Origin of the sequence: Pseudolactococcus chungangensis CAU 28 = DSM 22330, assembly GCF_002441885.1 — a bacterium.
Classification (GTDB): Bacteria; Bacillota; Bacilli; order Lactobacillales; family Streptococcaceae; genus Pseudolactococcus; species Pseudolactococcus chungangensis.
Genome location: NZ_JXJT01000005.1, coordinates 93176 through 108531, shown reverse-complemented (window position 1 = coordinate 108531; position 15356 = coordinate 93176). Strand labels below are relative to the sequence as shown.

Genomic DNA, 15356 nt, shown 5'->3' with positions numbered 1-15356 from the left:
ATTTTTCTAACTTAATTTTACAATTCGCGTTCATAAAAAAACAAGCCGAAGCTTGCTTTTTAGGTGTTTTGATTATTTAGCCAAAGCTTTTTTAGAAGCGTCAGCCAATGATGCGAAAGCTGCTGCGTCATTAACTGCAAGGTCAGCTAACATTTTACGGTTAACTTCGATTTCAGCTAATTTCAAACCATGCATCATTTTAGAATATGACAATCCATTGATACGTGCAGCTGCATTGATACGTGCAATCCACAATTTACGGAAATCACGTTTCTTTTGACGACGGTCACGGAACGCATAGTTATATGAGTTCATTACTTGTTCTTTGGCAGTACGGAACAAAGTATGTTTTGCACCATAGTAACCTTTCGCAAGTTTCAGTACACGTTTACGACGTTTGCGGCTTACGACGCCACCTTTAACACGAGCCATTTATAGTTCTCCTTATAATATCTTAGTTTAATGTAGTCTATGCTTGATTCAGGTCTCTATTACTTAAGAGAGTAAACCATTTTACGGATACGTTTGTAGTCACCAGTTGATACCATACCAGCTTTGCGAAGGTGACGACGTTGTTTTTTAGTTTTACCATGGAAACGGTGGCTTGTATAGGCTTTAAAACGTTTCAATCCTCCAGAACCAGTACGTTTAAAACGTTTTGCTGAAGCGCGGTGTGATTTTTGTTTTGGCATTTCTCAAATCTCCTCTAAAATTTTAGTATTATTTCTTTTTCTCACCAGGTGCCAATTGCATAAACATTTGACGACCATCCATTTTGGCACGTTGTTCAACGTGGGCAATATCTTGGGTTGCAATAACGAAATCATCCAAGACTTTTTGACCAACTTCTTTGTGGGTAATCATCCGACCTTTGAATCGGATAGACACCTTAACTTTGTTGCCTTTTTCAAGGAACTTAGTTGCTTGACGCAATTTTGTATCAAAGTCATTTTGGTCAATAACTGGAGACAAACGAACTTCTTTGACTGTTACAACAGCCTGATTTTTCTTTTGTTCTTTCAGTTTTTTCTTTTGCTCAAACTTGAATTTTGTAAAATCCATAATTTTGGCAACAGGTGGTGTTGCTTGTGCTGAAATCAACACCAGGTCCATATCTTGGTCCATCGCTTGATTAAGCGCATCGCGTGTCGGTGTAATACCGAGTTGATCACCATCTGCCGAAATCAAACGAACTTCGCTTGCACGAATCGCCTGATTCATCGTCACTCTTTCTCTTGCTATGATTGTTCTCCTTGTCTTAAAGATATTGAGACAGTGATTTGACTCGTAGCAAACTATCAATTCAAGTCACCAAAACTCAATTACTGTAAATGTTCTGCTGGCTAAATGAGCCAACTTCTCCATTGAAAAACAAAACGGACTTTCCGTAGAAAGCCCGCTATAAATCAACTCTGAATCCAGAGAATAAATTCATTTCCATGCCAAGTAGCTTACGCAATATTGGCGAGAAAGCGGGGGCTTTCTGCTTTTCAACTTCTCTAGTATAACATAGTTTTGGGGTTTGCGTCAATAGTTTTGATACTAAAAACTGATATAAAATTTGATTATCTTTTCATAAGTTAATAAATGTTGATATGTCCTCTATTTACAGGCTGTTTCCGCATTTTCTTTTTGGATGATGCCTTGCATAACAAGGAATTTATCAGATGAAAGGTAATCAAAAATAGTAAATTTAGCGTCTACACTAAGCAGATAGCCTTCCTATTTTAGCTTTAACTGAACTAAATGAACCATGTGCATAATAGCCTAATGTCATAATAATACTAGCATGACTCATGATATATTGTAATGTATTTGGATGCATTCCTTTGTTTGCCATGTTCGCACAGAATATATGTCTTAGCGAATGCGGCGTTATCATAGGTAGTTTATCTTCATGGGTCTTGTTATATTTCTTTATCAAACCTTTTAACATACCTACATAAAATTACCAGCAACTTTTGGCAATCCCTTACTGTTAAGTAAAGGACAGGAAATCAATATAACCATCAATTACAGTAGATTCTACTTTGACTTTCTTTCACCTTCTCAAAATACGTTCAAATGATCGGTCGGCTTTTTAGGTCTTTGGAATTTCACATTCACCTTGTCTCATCTTTGTTGGGGTAATGTAATAACCAATCTCTGTATCTCTCAATAATTGATGGTCTATTTTAATAACCTTTTTTCATGTTCAAAGTCAAAGTTAAACCACATAATTCAGAAGTACGAAGTCCTGTTTCTAACAGAACAACAACTTCATCATAATATTTGTGATACGTATAGTCATCTTTCATAAAAGACAGCATATTCGCTTCTTGTTCTGAGATTAAATAACTTTTGGTGGCGTAGTAACTTTCAATACACCATTTAGCTTAATTTCAAAAGAATTATTTCTAATACAATCATCTTGACAAACATATCTATTTGCTGTTCATCGATGTACTTTTCCATAAATTTGCATCATTCTTTTAATTCATTTTCTTTGTGATAATGTACCGTGCTCTATGCAAAACTCATGAGCGTTGCAATATCCATTTCTTTCATATCCAAAAAGAATGAAAGCAAAATAGTGTTTTGTCGTCTTTTTAAAAGAGATTGAATTGCTTGTGCCATCAAAATATCTTCAATCGGTATTTCATAATCAAGGGTTGAAAAGAGAATACATTCCGCTTCATAGATGACTCTTGCTTGATGACGTAGAATGGTCTTACAAAAGCTATCAAAGTGGTGTTGGATAGTTTTTTCATCGTCAGATATATTTCCCATTAAATCCCCCCTTTCTGCGTTTTACAAAGGAGAGCCATCCTTTACTCACTCCTATCATTAGTGGTAGGGGCTAAATAACCAAAATCCTATAAAAAAACGAAAAAATACACACTTAAACTTTACAGTCAAAGTGTGTAATAGTTTTAAAGATTTGATTTTTAAAATAAAGCAGTTTCGTCATAATAATATTCAGTGAACCACTACAAAGTTTTACTATCTTTCACATGAAAAAATCCGATGATCTGAAGTATATTTCTTCAACAGTTATCGGATCTGTGGCTGGCTCTTTTATGATTGATATTTTCATTTTTTAATATTGACAAAAGTTTCTTGTTTACATTTAGGGCCATGCAACAGAAAAATTAATGAATTCCGTACTTTCAGTAATTTATTCTTGTTTTGTTTTTTCACACAGGATAATATATCCAATAATTCGCCTGTGATTAATCACTCCCTTAATAATAAAATTTACTTGTTTCTTTGTCATAAAGATGGAGGGCTAGACACGATTAATCTAAATCCTTCCATTGTTTACATAATGTTAGCTTTTTTATTAAAGTAAATAAATTTTAAATATCTATTACTTCATTTATCCGAATGTTTAGAGTGCTTTCGAATTATAGTCAGTAATACTTTTGATAAAATTTCTTTTTCTTCATTAGTAAATTCTCCTAAAATATAATCATTCATGTTCGAAACTATAGTTTCTACTGAAAATTTCATATTTTGTGCTTTTTGAGTAGGTGTTACTTGTATAGTTCTACGATTATTAGGGTCAATATTTCTTTCTATCAAATCGTTATTTTGCAGTTTTTCAAGTATTGTAGACACCGTAGAAGCTTCTAAGTGTAGCTTCTTACCAATTTGTTTTGGAGACAAAGGACTTTCATTCCACAAACAATTTAATATACCATATTGTGCAGGGGTTAAATTGTACACAGATAATTGTTGACTAAAATATTGAAAAACAGCATTCTGTGAAACACTAAGCATATAATTGATACAGCTTTCCACTTCCATAATTAAATCCTCCTAATTAAATTAATATAATTATAATGTTACCATCACATCAAAAACAACACAGTAATTCCTTTATTAGCTCTACATTTTGGGCATCTAATACAGTTGACTTTTTATATCTCATTTTTTCATCTTTTAATAAGTGCAGAGTCAGTTAGTAGTGGTCTAGATAAAGAAAAGATCAATATTACTTTTATTGAGCAGTTTTTCTACAGAACAGTATTCTTTAATGTCTCCACAAATAACAGTTGGTATGAAGATAGTTTCAGATATTTCTTTAGCAAAATCTCTGAAATAAATATCTTTTAGTATTCGATGTAAATCCTATCTATTACCAGTCATTTTTTAACTTTTCCATGTATACTTTCAGTGGTCTCTAAACAATCTACACCTATTTTTTCTAATTATTACAAATTAATTTTGTTTCTTTAAATGATAGACCTTTATCAAAAAATTCTGTACAAGTCAATTTTACAATAATCAGAAAGTCAGATCCTACTTCATTTTTAGCTAATCTTTCGTATACATTAAATACCTTTCTGTTAAATGTCCTGTTTCAGGTGCCATATTTTCCCAAGTAGCACTTCTTACAAACCAATTTTAACTTATAAACTGCCTAATTTTGCTGCTTCAAATAATTATTTCATCTGTATTACTTTTATCTTTCCAATATTCTATAATAAAAAATGATTTACGTTGACATTGTATCATTTATTTGATAATATTTCAATATAAAATAATTCTATGGTAGAAGTATTTCATATTGAAATAAAGGGAGGATACATTATGGAAGCATTTAAGGCAATAGTCGTAAAAGAGATTGATGGAGTTATAACATATGCAAAAGAAGATATAAATCTTAGCGCACTTTCAAATGGGGAGGTGATAATAAAGGTTGCTTATTCATCAGTTAATTATAAGGACTCTTTAGCAGTGATGAAGAACGGTGGAGTGATAAGGAAATATCCAATGATACCAGGTATAGATTTGAGTGGGGTAATAGTTTCTACATCATCAAATGAGTTTATGGTTGGGCAACATGTGATTGTAACAGGTTTTGATTTAGGAATGACTCATACTGGTGGTTTTTCAGAATATGCATGTGTACCAGCTAAGTGGGTTGTAAAACTTCCTGAAAATTTATCTTTAAAAGACTCCATGATAATTGGAACAGCAGGATTTACAGCAGGTATATCAATTGAATCTCTTGAGGAAATGGGTATGTCGAGTCAAAGCTCTCCTAATATTCTAGTAACCGGCGCAACTGGCGGTGTAGGAAGTTTAGCAATTCAATTATTAGCCCAAAATGGATATAGGAATATCACTGCTTTGACACGTAAAGAAGAATACAAACAGAAAATTATGAATTTAGGAGCAAGTAATGTTATTTCTCTTGAAGATATTACTTCGGAAAAAACGCGCCCTCTTATGAAACAAAAGTATCATTTTGTGCTAGATACAGTCGGGGGAGAGTTATTGACAATACTAATTCCTCAAATACACTATGGGGGTAGTATAGCCATGTGTGGAAATGTAGGTGGTATAAATTTCTCTTCCACAGTATTACCTTTTATTTTACGTGGTATAAATTTATTAGGGATAGATTCAGTAAATTACCCTATTGAAAAGCGCAATCTCATCTGGAAACGCTTTTCCCAAGAATGGCATATATTTGAAAATACTATAGTAAATGAAATCAAGTTAGAACAATTGTCCAGTGTATTCAATGAATTACAGAAAGGAACCCATGTAGGACGAACTATTGTAAAACTAACTGATTAATAGTTAAAAACCGAAGCACAGGAATTCTTTAATCCTTGCTTCGGTTTTTTCTACTTATCTAATAATTTCTCATTTCTCTCCAATACCATTTCATATTGGGAGAGCTACGTTACTTTAGTTTCTTGGTCTAAGTATTACGGTCACAACCACTGTAACCTTGTTATCTTTCATGGTGTAGATAGGATTTACCAGCTCCGTAAATACACAATCCTTGGTGCTACCTGGTAGCGCATCATTGCTAATATAGTATGCTAATTCTTTATCTATCACTTTGGGATAGAGTTTGAAGAACATTTTAAAAAAACCGTTGATTTCTTCGGTCATTACTGAGTCAACCATACCATCATTTTCTTTCTGTTTTGGAAGATAGGTAGAACTAACAGGTTTGTTATCCATAGTTGCATTCTGTACAATAACCAAATTACCATTCTTGTCGACATAAACCACAACATGGTGAGTAGACAACTCTGTCTTTTTGACTTCGCCCTCGGTCAAATCCTGTACTACAGAAAACTGTACTTTAAATTCCGAATTGCTTTCTGCTAACACATTCCAGTTCTGTAAGTTTCTCACAATAGAACTGGTCAGAATATCAGTACGCGCCATGTCGGTAGTCATCTGAATCCATAAATACAATCATCATAAATAATAATAGAGTAAAGAAAAAAGAGAAAACCACTCCAAAAATAGCGAGATGTTTTAGCTTCATTTCTTACCCCTTTTGGAAGTGATTTTATTTTCTTATTGGTTATTTGATTCCTGCTGGATTAATTTTCTCTGGTCTTTGTGGTTGATTCTTTCAGGATGTATTGTCCTATTTCAGATGATCAGTTTCTCAAAGGTGGAGCTTTTATCTTTGGTAGTGGTATGGTTTCTACGATTTGACTTGTGTATTTTAGTGTAAGTAGGTGTTCGTCTTTATCAATCAAAATATACTTACATTTTCTTATAACTTCCTAGTCAGTCACAGACTATTAAACCTTTTACACCTATTATACCACAGAAAAAGGCCCAGATAATCTGAGCCTAATCCTATTTCCCTTCCAAATAAATCATCAAAATACTAATATCCGCAGGATTGACTCCTGAGATACGGCTGGCTTGACCAATCGTTTCTGGATTGATTTTCTTGAATTTTTGGCGTGCCTCTGTGGCGATACTGTCTAAGGCATCCCAGTCTATATTTTTCGGAATGCGTTTGGCTTCCAAACGATGCATTTTAGCGACTTGATCCGTTGCTTTTTTGATATAGCCTTCATATTTGATCTCTGTTTCAATTAATTCAATAATTTTCGAATCCAAGACTTCTGGCGCTGGTCCAATGAAGGATGTCGCAATCTCATAAGTGATTTCTTGACGGCGCATAAATTCAGCGGCTGTTAAAGCATCTGTCAATGGCTTGAAGCCTAAAGTTTCAATCTTAGCATTGGTTTCAGCGATTGGTTTGAGTTTATTTTTTTGCAGGCGTAATAGTTCGTTTTCATATTGATATTTTTTAATCTCAAAAGTATGCCAACGATAATCAGAGACCAAGCCGATCTCGCGACCAAGTGGCGTTAACCGCATATCAGCATTATCATGGCGAAGAATCAAGCGGTACTCAGCACGACTTGTCAACAAACGATACGGTTCAATCGTCCCTTTAGTGACTAAGTCATCAATCATCACACCGATATAAGCATCTGAGCGTTTCAAAATAAACTCAGGTTTACCTTGTGCTTTTAGTGCGGCATTAATACCGGCAATCAAACCTTGACCTGCTGCTTCTTCATAACCCGACGTCCCATTGGTTTGACCCGCCGTGAATAAACCTGAAATCAATTTCGTTTCAAGCGTTGCACGCAGTTGATGCGGCAAAACCACATCATACTCAATGGCATAGCCCGAACGCATCATCTCAGCATTTTCCAAACCAGGAATTGAACGTAACATCTCAAACTGTACATCTTCTGGCATTGACGTTGACAAGCCTTGCACGTAAACTTCTTCTGTATCTCGGCCCTCAGGCTCTAAAAACAATTGGTGACGTGGCTTGTCAGCAAAACGCACAATTTTATCCTCAATCGACGGACAATAACGTGGTCCAACCCCCTTAACCATCCCTGAAAACATCGGTGCACGGTGCAAATTCTCTTGAATAATCATATGCGTCGCATTTTTTGTATAAGTCAACCAACAGGGAATTTGATCGGCCAAATAATCCGCATCCTTTGATAAGAAACTAAAGTGATTTGGCTTCTCATCTCCTGGTTGAATCTCCGTTTTGCTGTAATCAATAGTGCTAGACTTCACGCGCGGTGGCGTACCCGTTTTAAAACGACCAATCTCAAAGCCCAAGTCACGTAAGTTATCAGCAAGACCAATAGAGGCTAATGAGTTATTTGGACCTGACGAATACTTGAGCTCTCCGATAATAATTTCGCCACGAAGTGCTGTCCCAGTTGTAATGACAACTGATTTTGCCGTATAGATTGTACCTGTTGACGTCTTAATGCCTGTAATATGACCGTCTTCTACGAGAATCTCATCCACTATAGCTTGACGCAAAGTCAGATTTTCCGTCTGCTCGATCGTCTTTTTCATTTCACGCGCATATAAATCCTTATCCGCCTGTGCGCGAAGCGCCCGAACCGCAGGCCCTTTACCTGTATTGAGCATCTTCATTTGGATATAAGTCTTATCAATGTTGCGCCCCATCTCACCACCAAGCGCGTCGATTTCACGAACGACGATGCCCTTAGCTGAACCGCCGACAGACGGATTACACGGCATAAATGCGACCATATTTAAGTTAATCGTGACGAGCAACGTCTTACTGCCCATACGTGCTGCGGCAAGTGCCGCCTCACTGCCTGCATGACCGGCGCCCACGACGATCACATCAAAATTTTCTTGAAATTGCATGATTACCTCTTTTTTATTTTCAAACCAAAAAGCCAAGTACACGAAAAATAGCTCCGCTATTCTTCTCGGTACTTGACTACCTTGAATTATTGATACTTATATTTTAGCAAAATTGTCCTAGTCGGTCAAGATTTTTACTCAACTCAAGATTTGCCCCGATAATCCAAGGCCATACCTTTCAGCATATTACGCAAAATTTGATCCCCAGCAGGCTTGTAATTACGATGATTTTTATTGCGCAAAATCGCCGACAACTCGCTCGTCGATACCGTTTTACCCGACTGCGCCAGAAAATCCTGAAGATGATCTGTCGTATAAGTCATCGCAATCTTAATCTTTTTAATTGTCACATTATTAATCAGCGCATCGCTCGCCATATCGAAAGATGCAGGTACTTCATGACCCGCTTTGTCACGTTTCACACCCCTTTGGCTAATGATGAAGCCATTTAAGAAACGTTCCAAATTCTCGCGAGATAAAGCTTGATCACGATCCGTATCAGGTTCTTGTTTTTTTAAGATGACACGGAGCTCTTCTAGGGTAAGTGTCACCCCACCCAAGTCAAAAATATCGAGCATGTCACTATCTTTAATGTCAAACGTGTAGCGCAGACGGATTAAAATATCGTTATTATTCATACCTTTGATTATACCAGAAAAGTATAGTCAGGAGTAGATAAAATCAGGAGCATTCATTAGCACAACTATCATCTACGTTGCTATAATCATTGCACTGTTAAATTTAAATAGCCCAAACATTAAACTTTTTCTTAATCTGAGGACTTTTGCCCCTGTCTTTTTGATGCCAAAAATCGTCTGGGATAGTTCTCCCAAACGATTTTCTTTAATATTTATTGATACTGCATGACCTGTTCATCTTTATAAGCATAATCGATCATTGCACCACCTAGACATTCTGCGCCATCATAGAAGACAACTGCTTGACCTGGTGTAATGGCACGAACGGGTTCATCAAAAATAACTGTAACCTTATCACCATTGACTTTCATCGTCACACCTGTATCAGCTTGGCGATAGCGAAACTTAGCTGTGCAATGCATTTCAAAAGTATCTGGCATGTCACGTGTGAAAGATAGATCACTGGCATCAAGGCTTGTTGAATACAAGGCTTCATTGTGGAAACCTTGTCCGACATAAAGAATATTTTGTGACAAATCTTTACCGACAACAAACCAAGGTTCGTTATCACCACCGTGTTGCCCACCGATACCTAGACCACCACGTTGACCAATGGTATAGTACATGAGGCCAGCGTGTTCACCCATATCACGACCATCAAAAGTCATCATGCGACCTTTTTGAGCTGGCAAATATTGGCTGAGAAATTGTTTGAAATTCTTTTCACCGATGAAACAGACACCCGTTGAGTCTTTCTTCTTAGCCGTGGCAAGACCTGCACGCTCCGCAATTTTACGGACTTCAGGCTTTTCCAAATGACCAAGTGGAAACATCACTTTTTGGAGCTGGTCTTGTGACAATTGGCTGAGGAAATAAGTCTGATCTTTATTGTCATCAGCGCCGCGTAACATGTGGACGATACCATTTTCATCACGCTTGACTTGAGCGTAATGCCCTGTAGCAACGTAATCCGCACCAAGTTCAATGGCATAATCAAGGAAAGCTTTAAACTTAATCTCCTTGTTACACATCACGTCTGGATTTGGCGTCCGACCTGCACGGTATTCTGCTAAGAAGTACTCGAATACGCGATCCCAGTACTCTTTTTCAAAATTTACCGTATAGTAGGGGATACCGATTTGGTCTGCTACTAAGGCAACGTCTTTATAGTCTTCCGTCGCCGTACAGACACCAAAATCATCAGTATCATCCCAGTTTTTCATGAAGATTCCGATCACATCATAGCCCTGCTCCTTGAGCAAAAGCGCTGTGACACTGGAATCCACACCACCACTCATGCCGACAACGACACGAGTTTTTGAATTATCATTTGGCAAAATAATAATCCTCCCATCAAATTTTATTTGGTTAATCAATCGCTTTGAAGGGCGTCATTAACTATTCCAGTATAGCAAATTTATTGTTGGATTGCTAGGTACGGATATTGGGGGCTTGCAACATCAAACACGATTTAACTAACCTATGTTTTGAGATAAGCTAATCATTTCAATTGCACCTATTGCCGCATCAAAACCTTTATTACCAGCTTTTGAACCAGCACGTTCAATGGCTTGTTCAATGTTTTCTGTTGTAAGCACACCAAACATGACAGGTAAATCATACGTCAATGAAACATGCGCTATGCCTTTTGAAACTTCACTACAAACGTAGTCATAATGTGTCGTTCCGCCGCGAATGACAGCTCCGAGACAGATAATGGCATCATACTGATTTGTTTTAGCAAGTTTTGCAGCGATTAGTGGGATTTCAAATGCACCTGGTACCCATGCGATATCTATAGCATCTTCGGTCACCTCATGGCGTCTCAAGGCATCTAAAGCGCCTTCTAATAATTTTGAGGTGATAAAATCGTTGAAACGCGCGACAACAATCGCAATCTTAACTTCTTTTACAGCAAATTTTCCTTCAAATTTTGTCATCTTTTTTCCTCTTTCATTTTATATTCGTTTACCTTGTATACTTGATTAACTCATTCATAATCAATAATCCAGTAAATGTCCCATCTTATGTTGTTTGGTCTGTAAGTAGCCTAAATCGTGTGCTGTCTCAGGCATCTGGATAGGTACACGTTCAGTGATTGTCATACCAAACGCCTCTAACTGATGGACCTTATCAGGGTTATTGGTCAGCAAACGTAGACTTGTTGCACCCAAATCTTTCAAAATCTGAACCCCCTCATAATACTCTCGTTCATCACCAGCAAAGCCTAGAGCTAGATTAGCTTCTAAGGTGTCTAAACCTTGTTCCTGCAACTCATAGGCACGAAGTTTATTGATTAATCCAATGCCACGACCTTCTTGACGCATATAAAGTAGAATACCGCGACCTTCTTGCTCAATTTGCGTCAGTGCCGCCTCTAATTGTTGACCACAATCACAGCGTTCTGATCCGAAGACGTCTCCAGTTAAACATTCCGAATGGACACGGCATAAAATATCTAAACCATCGCCAATATCCCCTTTAACTAAAGCAACGTGATGTTCACCATTGATTTCATTGACATAACCATAGGAGGTGAAATCGCCATATTTTGTTGGTAATTTCGTCTTTGTCGCCTGCTTCATAATCTGTTCGTGTTGCTTACAATAAACTTGCAATGACTGAATCGTAATTATCGACATACCATGTTTTTCAGCAAATATCATCAGTTCAGGAAGACGCATCATCGTACCATCTTCTCGCATAATTTCACAACATAGGCCGACTTCAGCTAGCCCTGCAAGTTTCATCAAATCGACGGTCGCCTCGGTATGACCATTTCTGACGAGAACACCACCATTTTTAGCGGTTAAAGGAAAGAGATGACCAGGTCGGCGAAAATCGCTAGATTTGGTCTCTAAACTCGCGCAAGCACGGGCTGTTATGCCACGTTCAATGGCTGAAATTCCTGTTGTTGTCGTGATATGATCAATGGAAACGGTAAAAGCGGTCTCATGATTATCCTGATTATCGGTTACCATTTGTGGTAAATCCAGCCTTTTCGCAATTTTTTCCGAAATTGGCATGCATATTAAACCTTTACCATACGTTGCCATGAAGTTGATATTCTCAGCCGATGCAAACTCACCTGCACAGATAAAGTCACCTTCATTCTCGCGGTCTTCATCATCTGTGACAAGAATGACCTTACCTTGACGCAAATCTTCTAAGGCCTGTTCTATTGTACTAAATTCACTCATTCTGTCTCCCAACTACAAATTTTTCGATATATTTACCAACACAATCATTTTCCAAATTGACCATGTCACCTATTCTTTTATCAATCAGATTGGTTTCTCCCAGTGTATGGGGAATGATTGATACGCTGAAATATTCTTTCTCAACTCTCGTAACTGTCAGGCTAATACCATCAATCGTAATCGATCCTTTTTCAACAATATAATACAAAATATCAGCCGATGCACGTATTTTGTACCAGATGGCATTAGCGTCGCGAACAATTGACTGGATAACACCTGTACCATCAACATGACCACTCACAATATGACCGCCAAATCGACCATTGGCTGGCATGGCACGCTCTAAATTAACATGACTGCCAATTTTCGCCTGGAAAAGAGATGACCGTCGTAAACTTTCATGCATCACATCTGCCGTAAAGTCTTTTTTCGTGTATGATGTGACAGTCAAACAAATTCCGTTGACTGCAATGCTGTCACCTATCTGAACATCTATCAGGACTTTTTGAGCACCAATCGTTACAACAGCTGAATTCATTCCTTTTTTAATTTGCCGAATCTTTCCGACTTCCTCAATAATGCCTGTGAACATCTAACACCTCACTTTCTAATAAAATATCATCACCTAAAACTGTGATTTTCGGTGGAGAAATTTGATAAGCATCTGACGGCTCCCTGATACCTCGTCCACCGATTGGTGATTTAGCAGTCTCTCCACCAAATAATTTAGGAGCAATATAAGTTTGGATCCGATGCACAATTCTTGATTCAAGCGCTGACCAATTCAGGGTTTGTCCTCCTTCAATCAAGAGACTATCGATATTTCTCTCTCCTAGCAAGGTCATCAGTACTTGCAAGTCCACATGGTGTTGGTATTTAGGAACAATTAAAATATCACATCCTGCCTGTTCAAAAGCCGCAATTCTAGCAGCATCATCTGAACTGGTGGCAATAATCGTCGGTACTGTTTTGGCTGTCTGGACAACCTGAGCTGTCAGAGGAGTTTTCAGTGTGGTGTCACAAATAATCCGAATCGGGTTATGACCGTTCGGAATGCGACAAGTCAAGGAAGGGTCATCTGACAAAACCGTTCCGACACCAACCATAATCGCAGCATAACGGTGGCGATCTTGATGGACACGCGTCCGAGATAGCTTACCCGTAATCCATTTGGAAGCGCCTGTCACAGTCGCAATTTTACCGTCTAAGGTCATCGCATATTTCATGATCACATAAGGTTTTTTTGTTTGAATGTAGTGAAAAAATACAGGATTTAATGCATCACATTCGCTTTTTAGGACACCCGTTTCGACAATAATGTCATGTTGTCGTAAAATAGAAAGACTTTTATCTCCTACAAGAATATTAGGATCTGCCGATCCAATAACGACACGAGAAATACCATTTTTAATAATCGCATCAGTACAGGCTGGAGTCTTACCTTGATGGCAACAAGGTGTCAGTGTTACATAAATCGTTGCCCCCTCCGGGGATTCGGAACAATTGGCGATGGCATCTCGCTCCGCATGATTTTCGCCATAACGATGATGGTAGCCTGTCCCAATGATTCGATTCTCTTTAACGATTATAGCGCCAACCATGGGATTAGGGTTGACCCATCCGCAACCGAGTTCGGCTAAATCAAGCGCCAAGCGCATATAGTCTCTATCTGTCAAAAAGCCTCCTTTTTAAGGGCATCAACAAAAGCCCTAACAATTAACATTATCAGGGCTTTTGATACATAAAAGGTTAAAATTCGAGAAGCAACTGCCTTTTCACTCTCCAAAAGTCCCTTTTCAACAGACCATCCTGCCCTTAATTAGGGAGTTTTAGAAATATAAAAAAAACTGAAATGACAAAAAATCATTCCAGAGCAATGTACAACGAAAACACTTTAATTGAGTATTTCATCTTCTTTCATCCAGACTATACTGTCGGCTTCGGAATTTAACCGAATCAACCTTGCGGCTCGTGGGCTATACCACCGGTAGGGAATTTCACCCTGCCCTGAAGATATTATTTAATTTTATGATTACCAGCAAAGTATATAATAAATAATCTGCATTGTCAAATATTATTTATTACTCACAATGATACGCCTAAGACAATGCATATACTCCTAGAACAATCGATATTAATATGTCCATCGAGGATAAATTTTTTATCCATTTTTTCATAAAAAATATTATAACAGAAAATATCCTGTCTAATATTTCTAAAATTGTAAATTTTCTAATTGTGAAATCAACTACATAAGTTTTATCGACCTTAAATTTTAGATATTATCCTTATCTTGTCTGCTAATTGACACTTGACATCGACTAAATTATTCTCTATACTAAAATAGTATACCATAATATAAATATAGGTTTACAATTAGGAGGGTTTATGAAAACACGTCACCTTACACTATCAGCCATTGTCTTGGCTGCTCTCATTATCATGGCTTATATTCCTATTATTCCACTACCTCTCGTTCCGATAACCATTCAAAATCTTGGCATCATGCTAGCGGGTGCTTTACTTGGTGGTCGTAAAGGTTTTATAACAGTTGCACTGCTTTTACTACTCGCCATGCTTGGTTTACCTGTTTTAACTGGTGGTTCTGGTGGATTCGCACGTTTTTTTGGTGCAACTGCTGGTTATTTGTGGGCTTATCCTGTTGGCGCAGGACTAATCGGTTTTGGCGTTTCAAAACTAAAACAATTCAATCTTTTTAATTTTTTCAATGTACTGCTCATCACCTTAGTTTTTGGTGTGCTTTTCATTGATGGCATGGGCGCAATTGGTCTGACACTTGTCACAAAGATGCCATTAAGCAAATCGCTATTTTTACAGTTAACCTATATACCGGGTGATATCATTAAAGCAATTGTAACAAGTACAATTACGATTGCTTTACATACAAGGTTAGGAAAATTTTTAAATGCCTGAAATATTTGGTTTACAAATTGACTAATCTGGTCGTTGTCAGCATTGGTATGGTAAAAACGATATTATCGCTAATCAGTGTGGCAGTTGTCATCAATATTTTTCCTGTTAT

Annotated in this window: 17 protein-coding genes and 1 riboswitch; of the genes, 2 read left to right on the top strand and 15 right to left on the bottom strand. The window is 37.5% G+C overall.

Annotation, left to right across the window (positions count from 1 at the left end; translation table 11 throughout):
- Nucleotides 1–72 precede the first annotated feature (72 nt).
- The 7 genes from rplT to RR45_RS03860 form a co-directional block, all read right to left on the bottom strand.
- Nucleotides 73–432: a 50S ribosomal protein L20 gene (gene rplT, locus RR45_RS03885; RefSeq protein ID WP_003140672.1), complete on the bottom strand. Its 360-nt coding sequence runs from the start codon at nucleotides 430–432 to the stop codon at nucleotides 73–75.
- 59 nt (nucleotides 433–491) lie between these two features.
- Nucleotides 492–692 carry a 50S ribosomal protein L35 gene (rpmI, locus tag RR45_RS03880; RefSeq protein WP_003140675.1) on the bottom strand — a complete coding sequence of 67 codons (201 nt, stop codon included), beginning with the start codon at nucleotides 690–692 and terminating at the stop codon, nucleotides 492–494.
- Nucleotides 693–720: 28 nt separating this feature from the next.
- A complete protein-coding gene (gene infC, locus RR45_RS03875; RefSeq protein ID WP_003140677.1) occupies nucleotides 721–1221 on the bottom strand; it encodes a translation initiation factor IF-3 in 501 nt (166 codons plus the stop codon).
- A gap of 484 nt (nucleotides 1222–1705) precedes the next feature.
- On the bottom strand, nucleotides 1706–1936 hold the full coding sequence (locus tag RR45_RS11610; protein WP_072353580.1) for a tyrosine-type recombinase/integrase: 231 nt from the start codon (nucleotides 1934–1936) through the stop codon (nucleotides 1706–1708).
- Nucleotides 1937–2174: 238 nt separating this feature from the next.
- A complete protein-coding gene (locus tag RR45_RS11520) occupies nucleotides 2175–2297 on the bottom strand; it encodes a hypothetical protein (protein ID WP_279625294.1) in 123 nt (40 codons plus the stop codon).
- 208 nt (nucleotides 2298–2505) lie between these two features.
- Complete coding sequence (locus tag RR45_RS03865; RefSeq protein ID WP_208601310.1) at nucleotides 2506–2769, bottom strand: hypothetical protein; 264 nt, start codon at nucleotides 2767–2769, stop codon at nucleotides 2506–2508.
- A 585-nt stretch (nucleotides 2770–3354) separates the two neighbouring features.
- The gene (locus RR45_RS03860) at nucleotides 3355–3789 is read right to left on the bottom strand and encodes a MarR family winged helix-turn-helix transcriptional regulator (RefSeq protein WP_031365856.1); all 435 of its coding nucleotides are present in this window, start codon (nucleotides 3787–3789) and stop codon (nucleotides 3355–3357) included.
- 786 nt (nucleotides 3790–4575) lie between these two features.
- On the opposite strand from RR45_RS03860, the gene RR45_RS03855 reads away from it, so the two are divergent.
- Nucleotides 4576–5571: a YhdH/YhfP family quinone oxidoreductase gene (locus RR45_RS03855; RefSeq protein ID WP_031365857.1), complete on the top strand. Its 996-nt coding sequence runs from the start codon at nucleotides 4576–4578 to the stop codon at nucleotides 5569–5571.
- Between the two features lie 114 nt (nucleotides 5572–5685).
- Here the strand turns inward: RR45_RS03855 and RR45_RS03850 are convergent, their stop codons facing one another.
- The 8 genes from RR45_RS03850 to ribD all read right to left on the bottom strand — a co-directional run bounded on the left by RR45_RS03850 (nucleotide 5686) and on the right by ribD (nucleotide 13989).
- Nucleotides 5686–6189, bottom strand: a complete 504-nt coding sequence (locus RR45_RS03850) for a conjugal transfer protein (RefSeq protein WP_084463453.1) — start codon at nucleotides 6187–6189, stop codon at nucleotides 5686–5688.
- Between the two features lie 414 nt (nucleotides 6190–6603).
- Complete coding sequence (gene mnmG / locus RR45_RS03845) at nucleotides 6604–8475, bottom strand: tRNA uridine-5-carboxymethylaminomethyl(34) synthesis enzyme MnmG (RefSeq protein WP_031365858.1); 1872 nt, start codon at nucleotides 8473–8475, stop codon at nucleotides 6604–6606.
- 143 nt (nucleotides 8476–8618) lie between these two features.
- Nucleotides 8619–9113 (bottom strand): YehS family protein, encoded by a 495-nt coding sequence (locus RR45_RS03840; protein WP_031365859.1) that lies wholly within the window; start codon nucleotides 9111–9113, stop codon nucleotides 8619–8621.
- Between the two features lie 212 nt (nucleotides 9114–9325).
- Complete coding sequence (mnmA, locus tag RR45_RS03835; RefSeq protein WP_031365860.1) at nucleotides 9326–10450, bottom strand: tRNA 2-thiouridine(34) synthase MnmA; 1125 nt, start codon at nucleotides 10448–10450, stop codon at nucleotides 9326–9328.
- Nucleotides 10451–10588: 138 nt separating this feature from the next.
- Nucleotides 10589–11053 carry a 6,7-dimethyl-8-ribityllumazine synthase gene (gene ribH, locus RR45_RS03830; protein WP_031365861.1) on the bottom strand — a complete coding sequence of 155 codons (465 nt, stop codon included), beginning with the start codon at nucleotides 11051–11053 and terminating at the stop codon, nucleotides 10589–10591.
- A gap of 60 nt (nucleotides 11054–11113) precedes the next feature.
- On the bottom strand, nucleotides 11114–12313 hold the full coding sequence (locus RR45_RS03825; RefSeq protein WP_031365862.1) for a bifunctional 3,4-dihydroxy-2-butanone-4-phosphate synthase/GTP cyclohydrolase II: 1200 nt from the start codon (nucleotides 12311–12313) through the stop codon (nucleotides 11114–11116).
- Nucleotides 12306–12905 (bottom strand): riboflavin synthase, encoded by a 600-nt coding sequence (locus RR45_RS03820; RefSeq protein ID WP_072353578.1) that lies wholly within the window; start codon nucleotides 12903–12905, stop codon nucleotides 12306–12308. The genes RR45_RS03825 and RR45_RS03820 overlap by 8 nt, the downstream gene beginning before the upstream one ends.
- Entirely contained in the window at nucleotides 12886–13989 is a 1104-nt protein-coding gene (ribD, locus tag RR45_RS03815) for a bifunctional diaminohydroxyphosphoribosylaminopyrimidine deaminase/5-amino-6-(5-phosphoribosylamino)uracil reductase RibD (RefSeq protein ID WP_031365864.1), read from the bottom strand. The genes RR45_RS03820 and ribD overlap by 20 nt, the downstream gene beginning before the upstream one ends.
- A gap of 229 nt (nucleotides 13990–14218) precedes the next feature.
- Nucleotides 14219–14332, bottom strand: a riboswitch (FMN riboswitch).
- Between the two features lie 369 nt (nucleotides 14333–14701).
- On the opposite strand from ribD, the gene RR45_RS03810 reads away from it, so the two are divergent.
- The gene (locus RR45_RS03810; protein ID WP_031365865.1) at nucleotides 14702–15247 is read left to right on the top strand and encodes a biotin transporter BioY; all 546 of its coding nucleotides are present in this window, start codon (nucleotides 14702–14704) and stop codon (nucleotides 15245–15247) included.
- The last annotated feature ends 109 nt before the right edge of the window (nucleotides 15248–15356 follow it).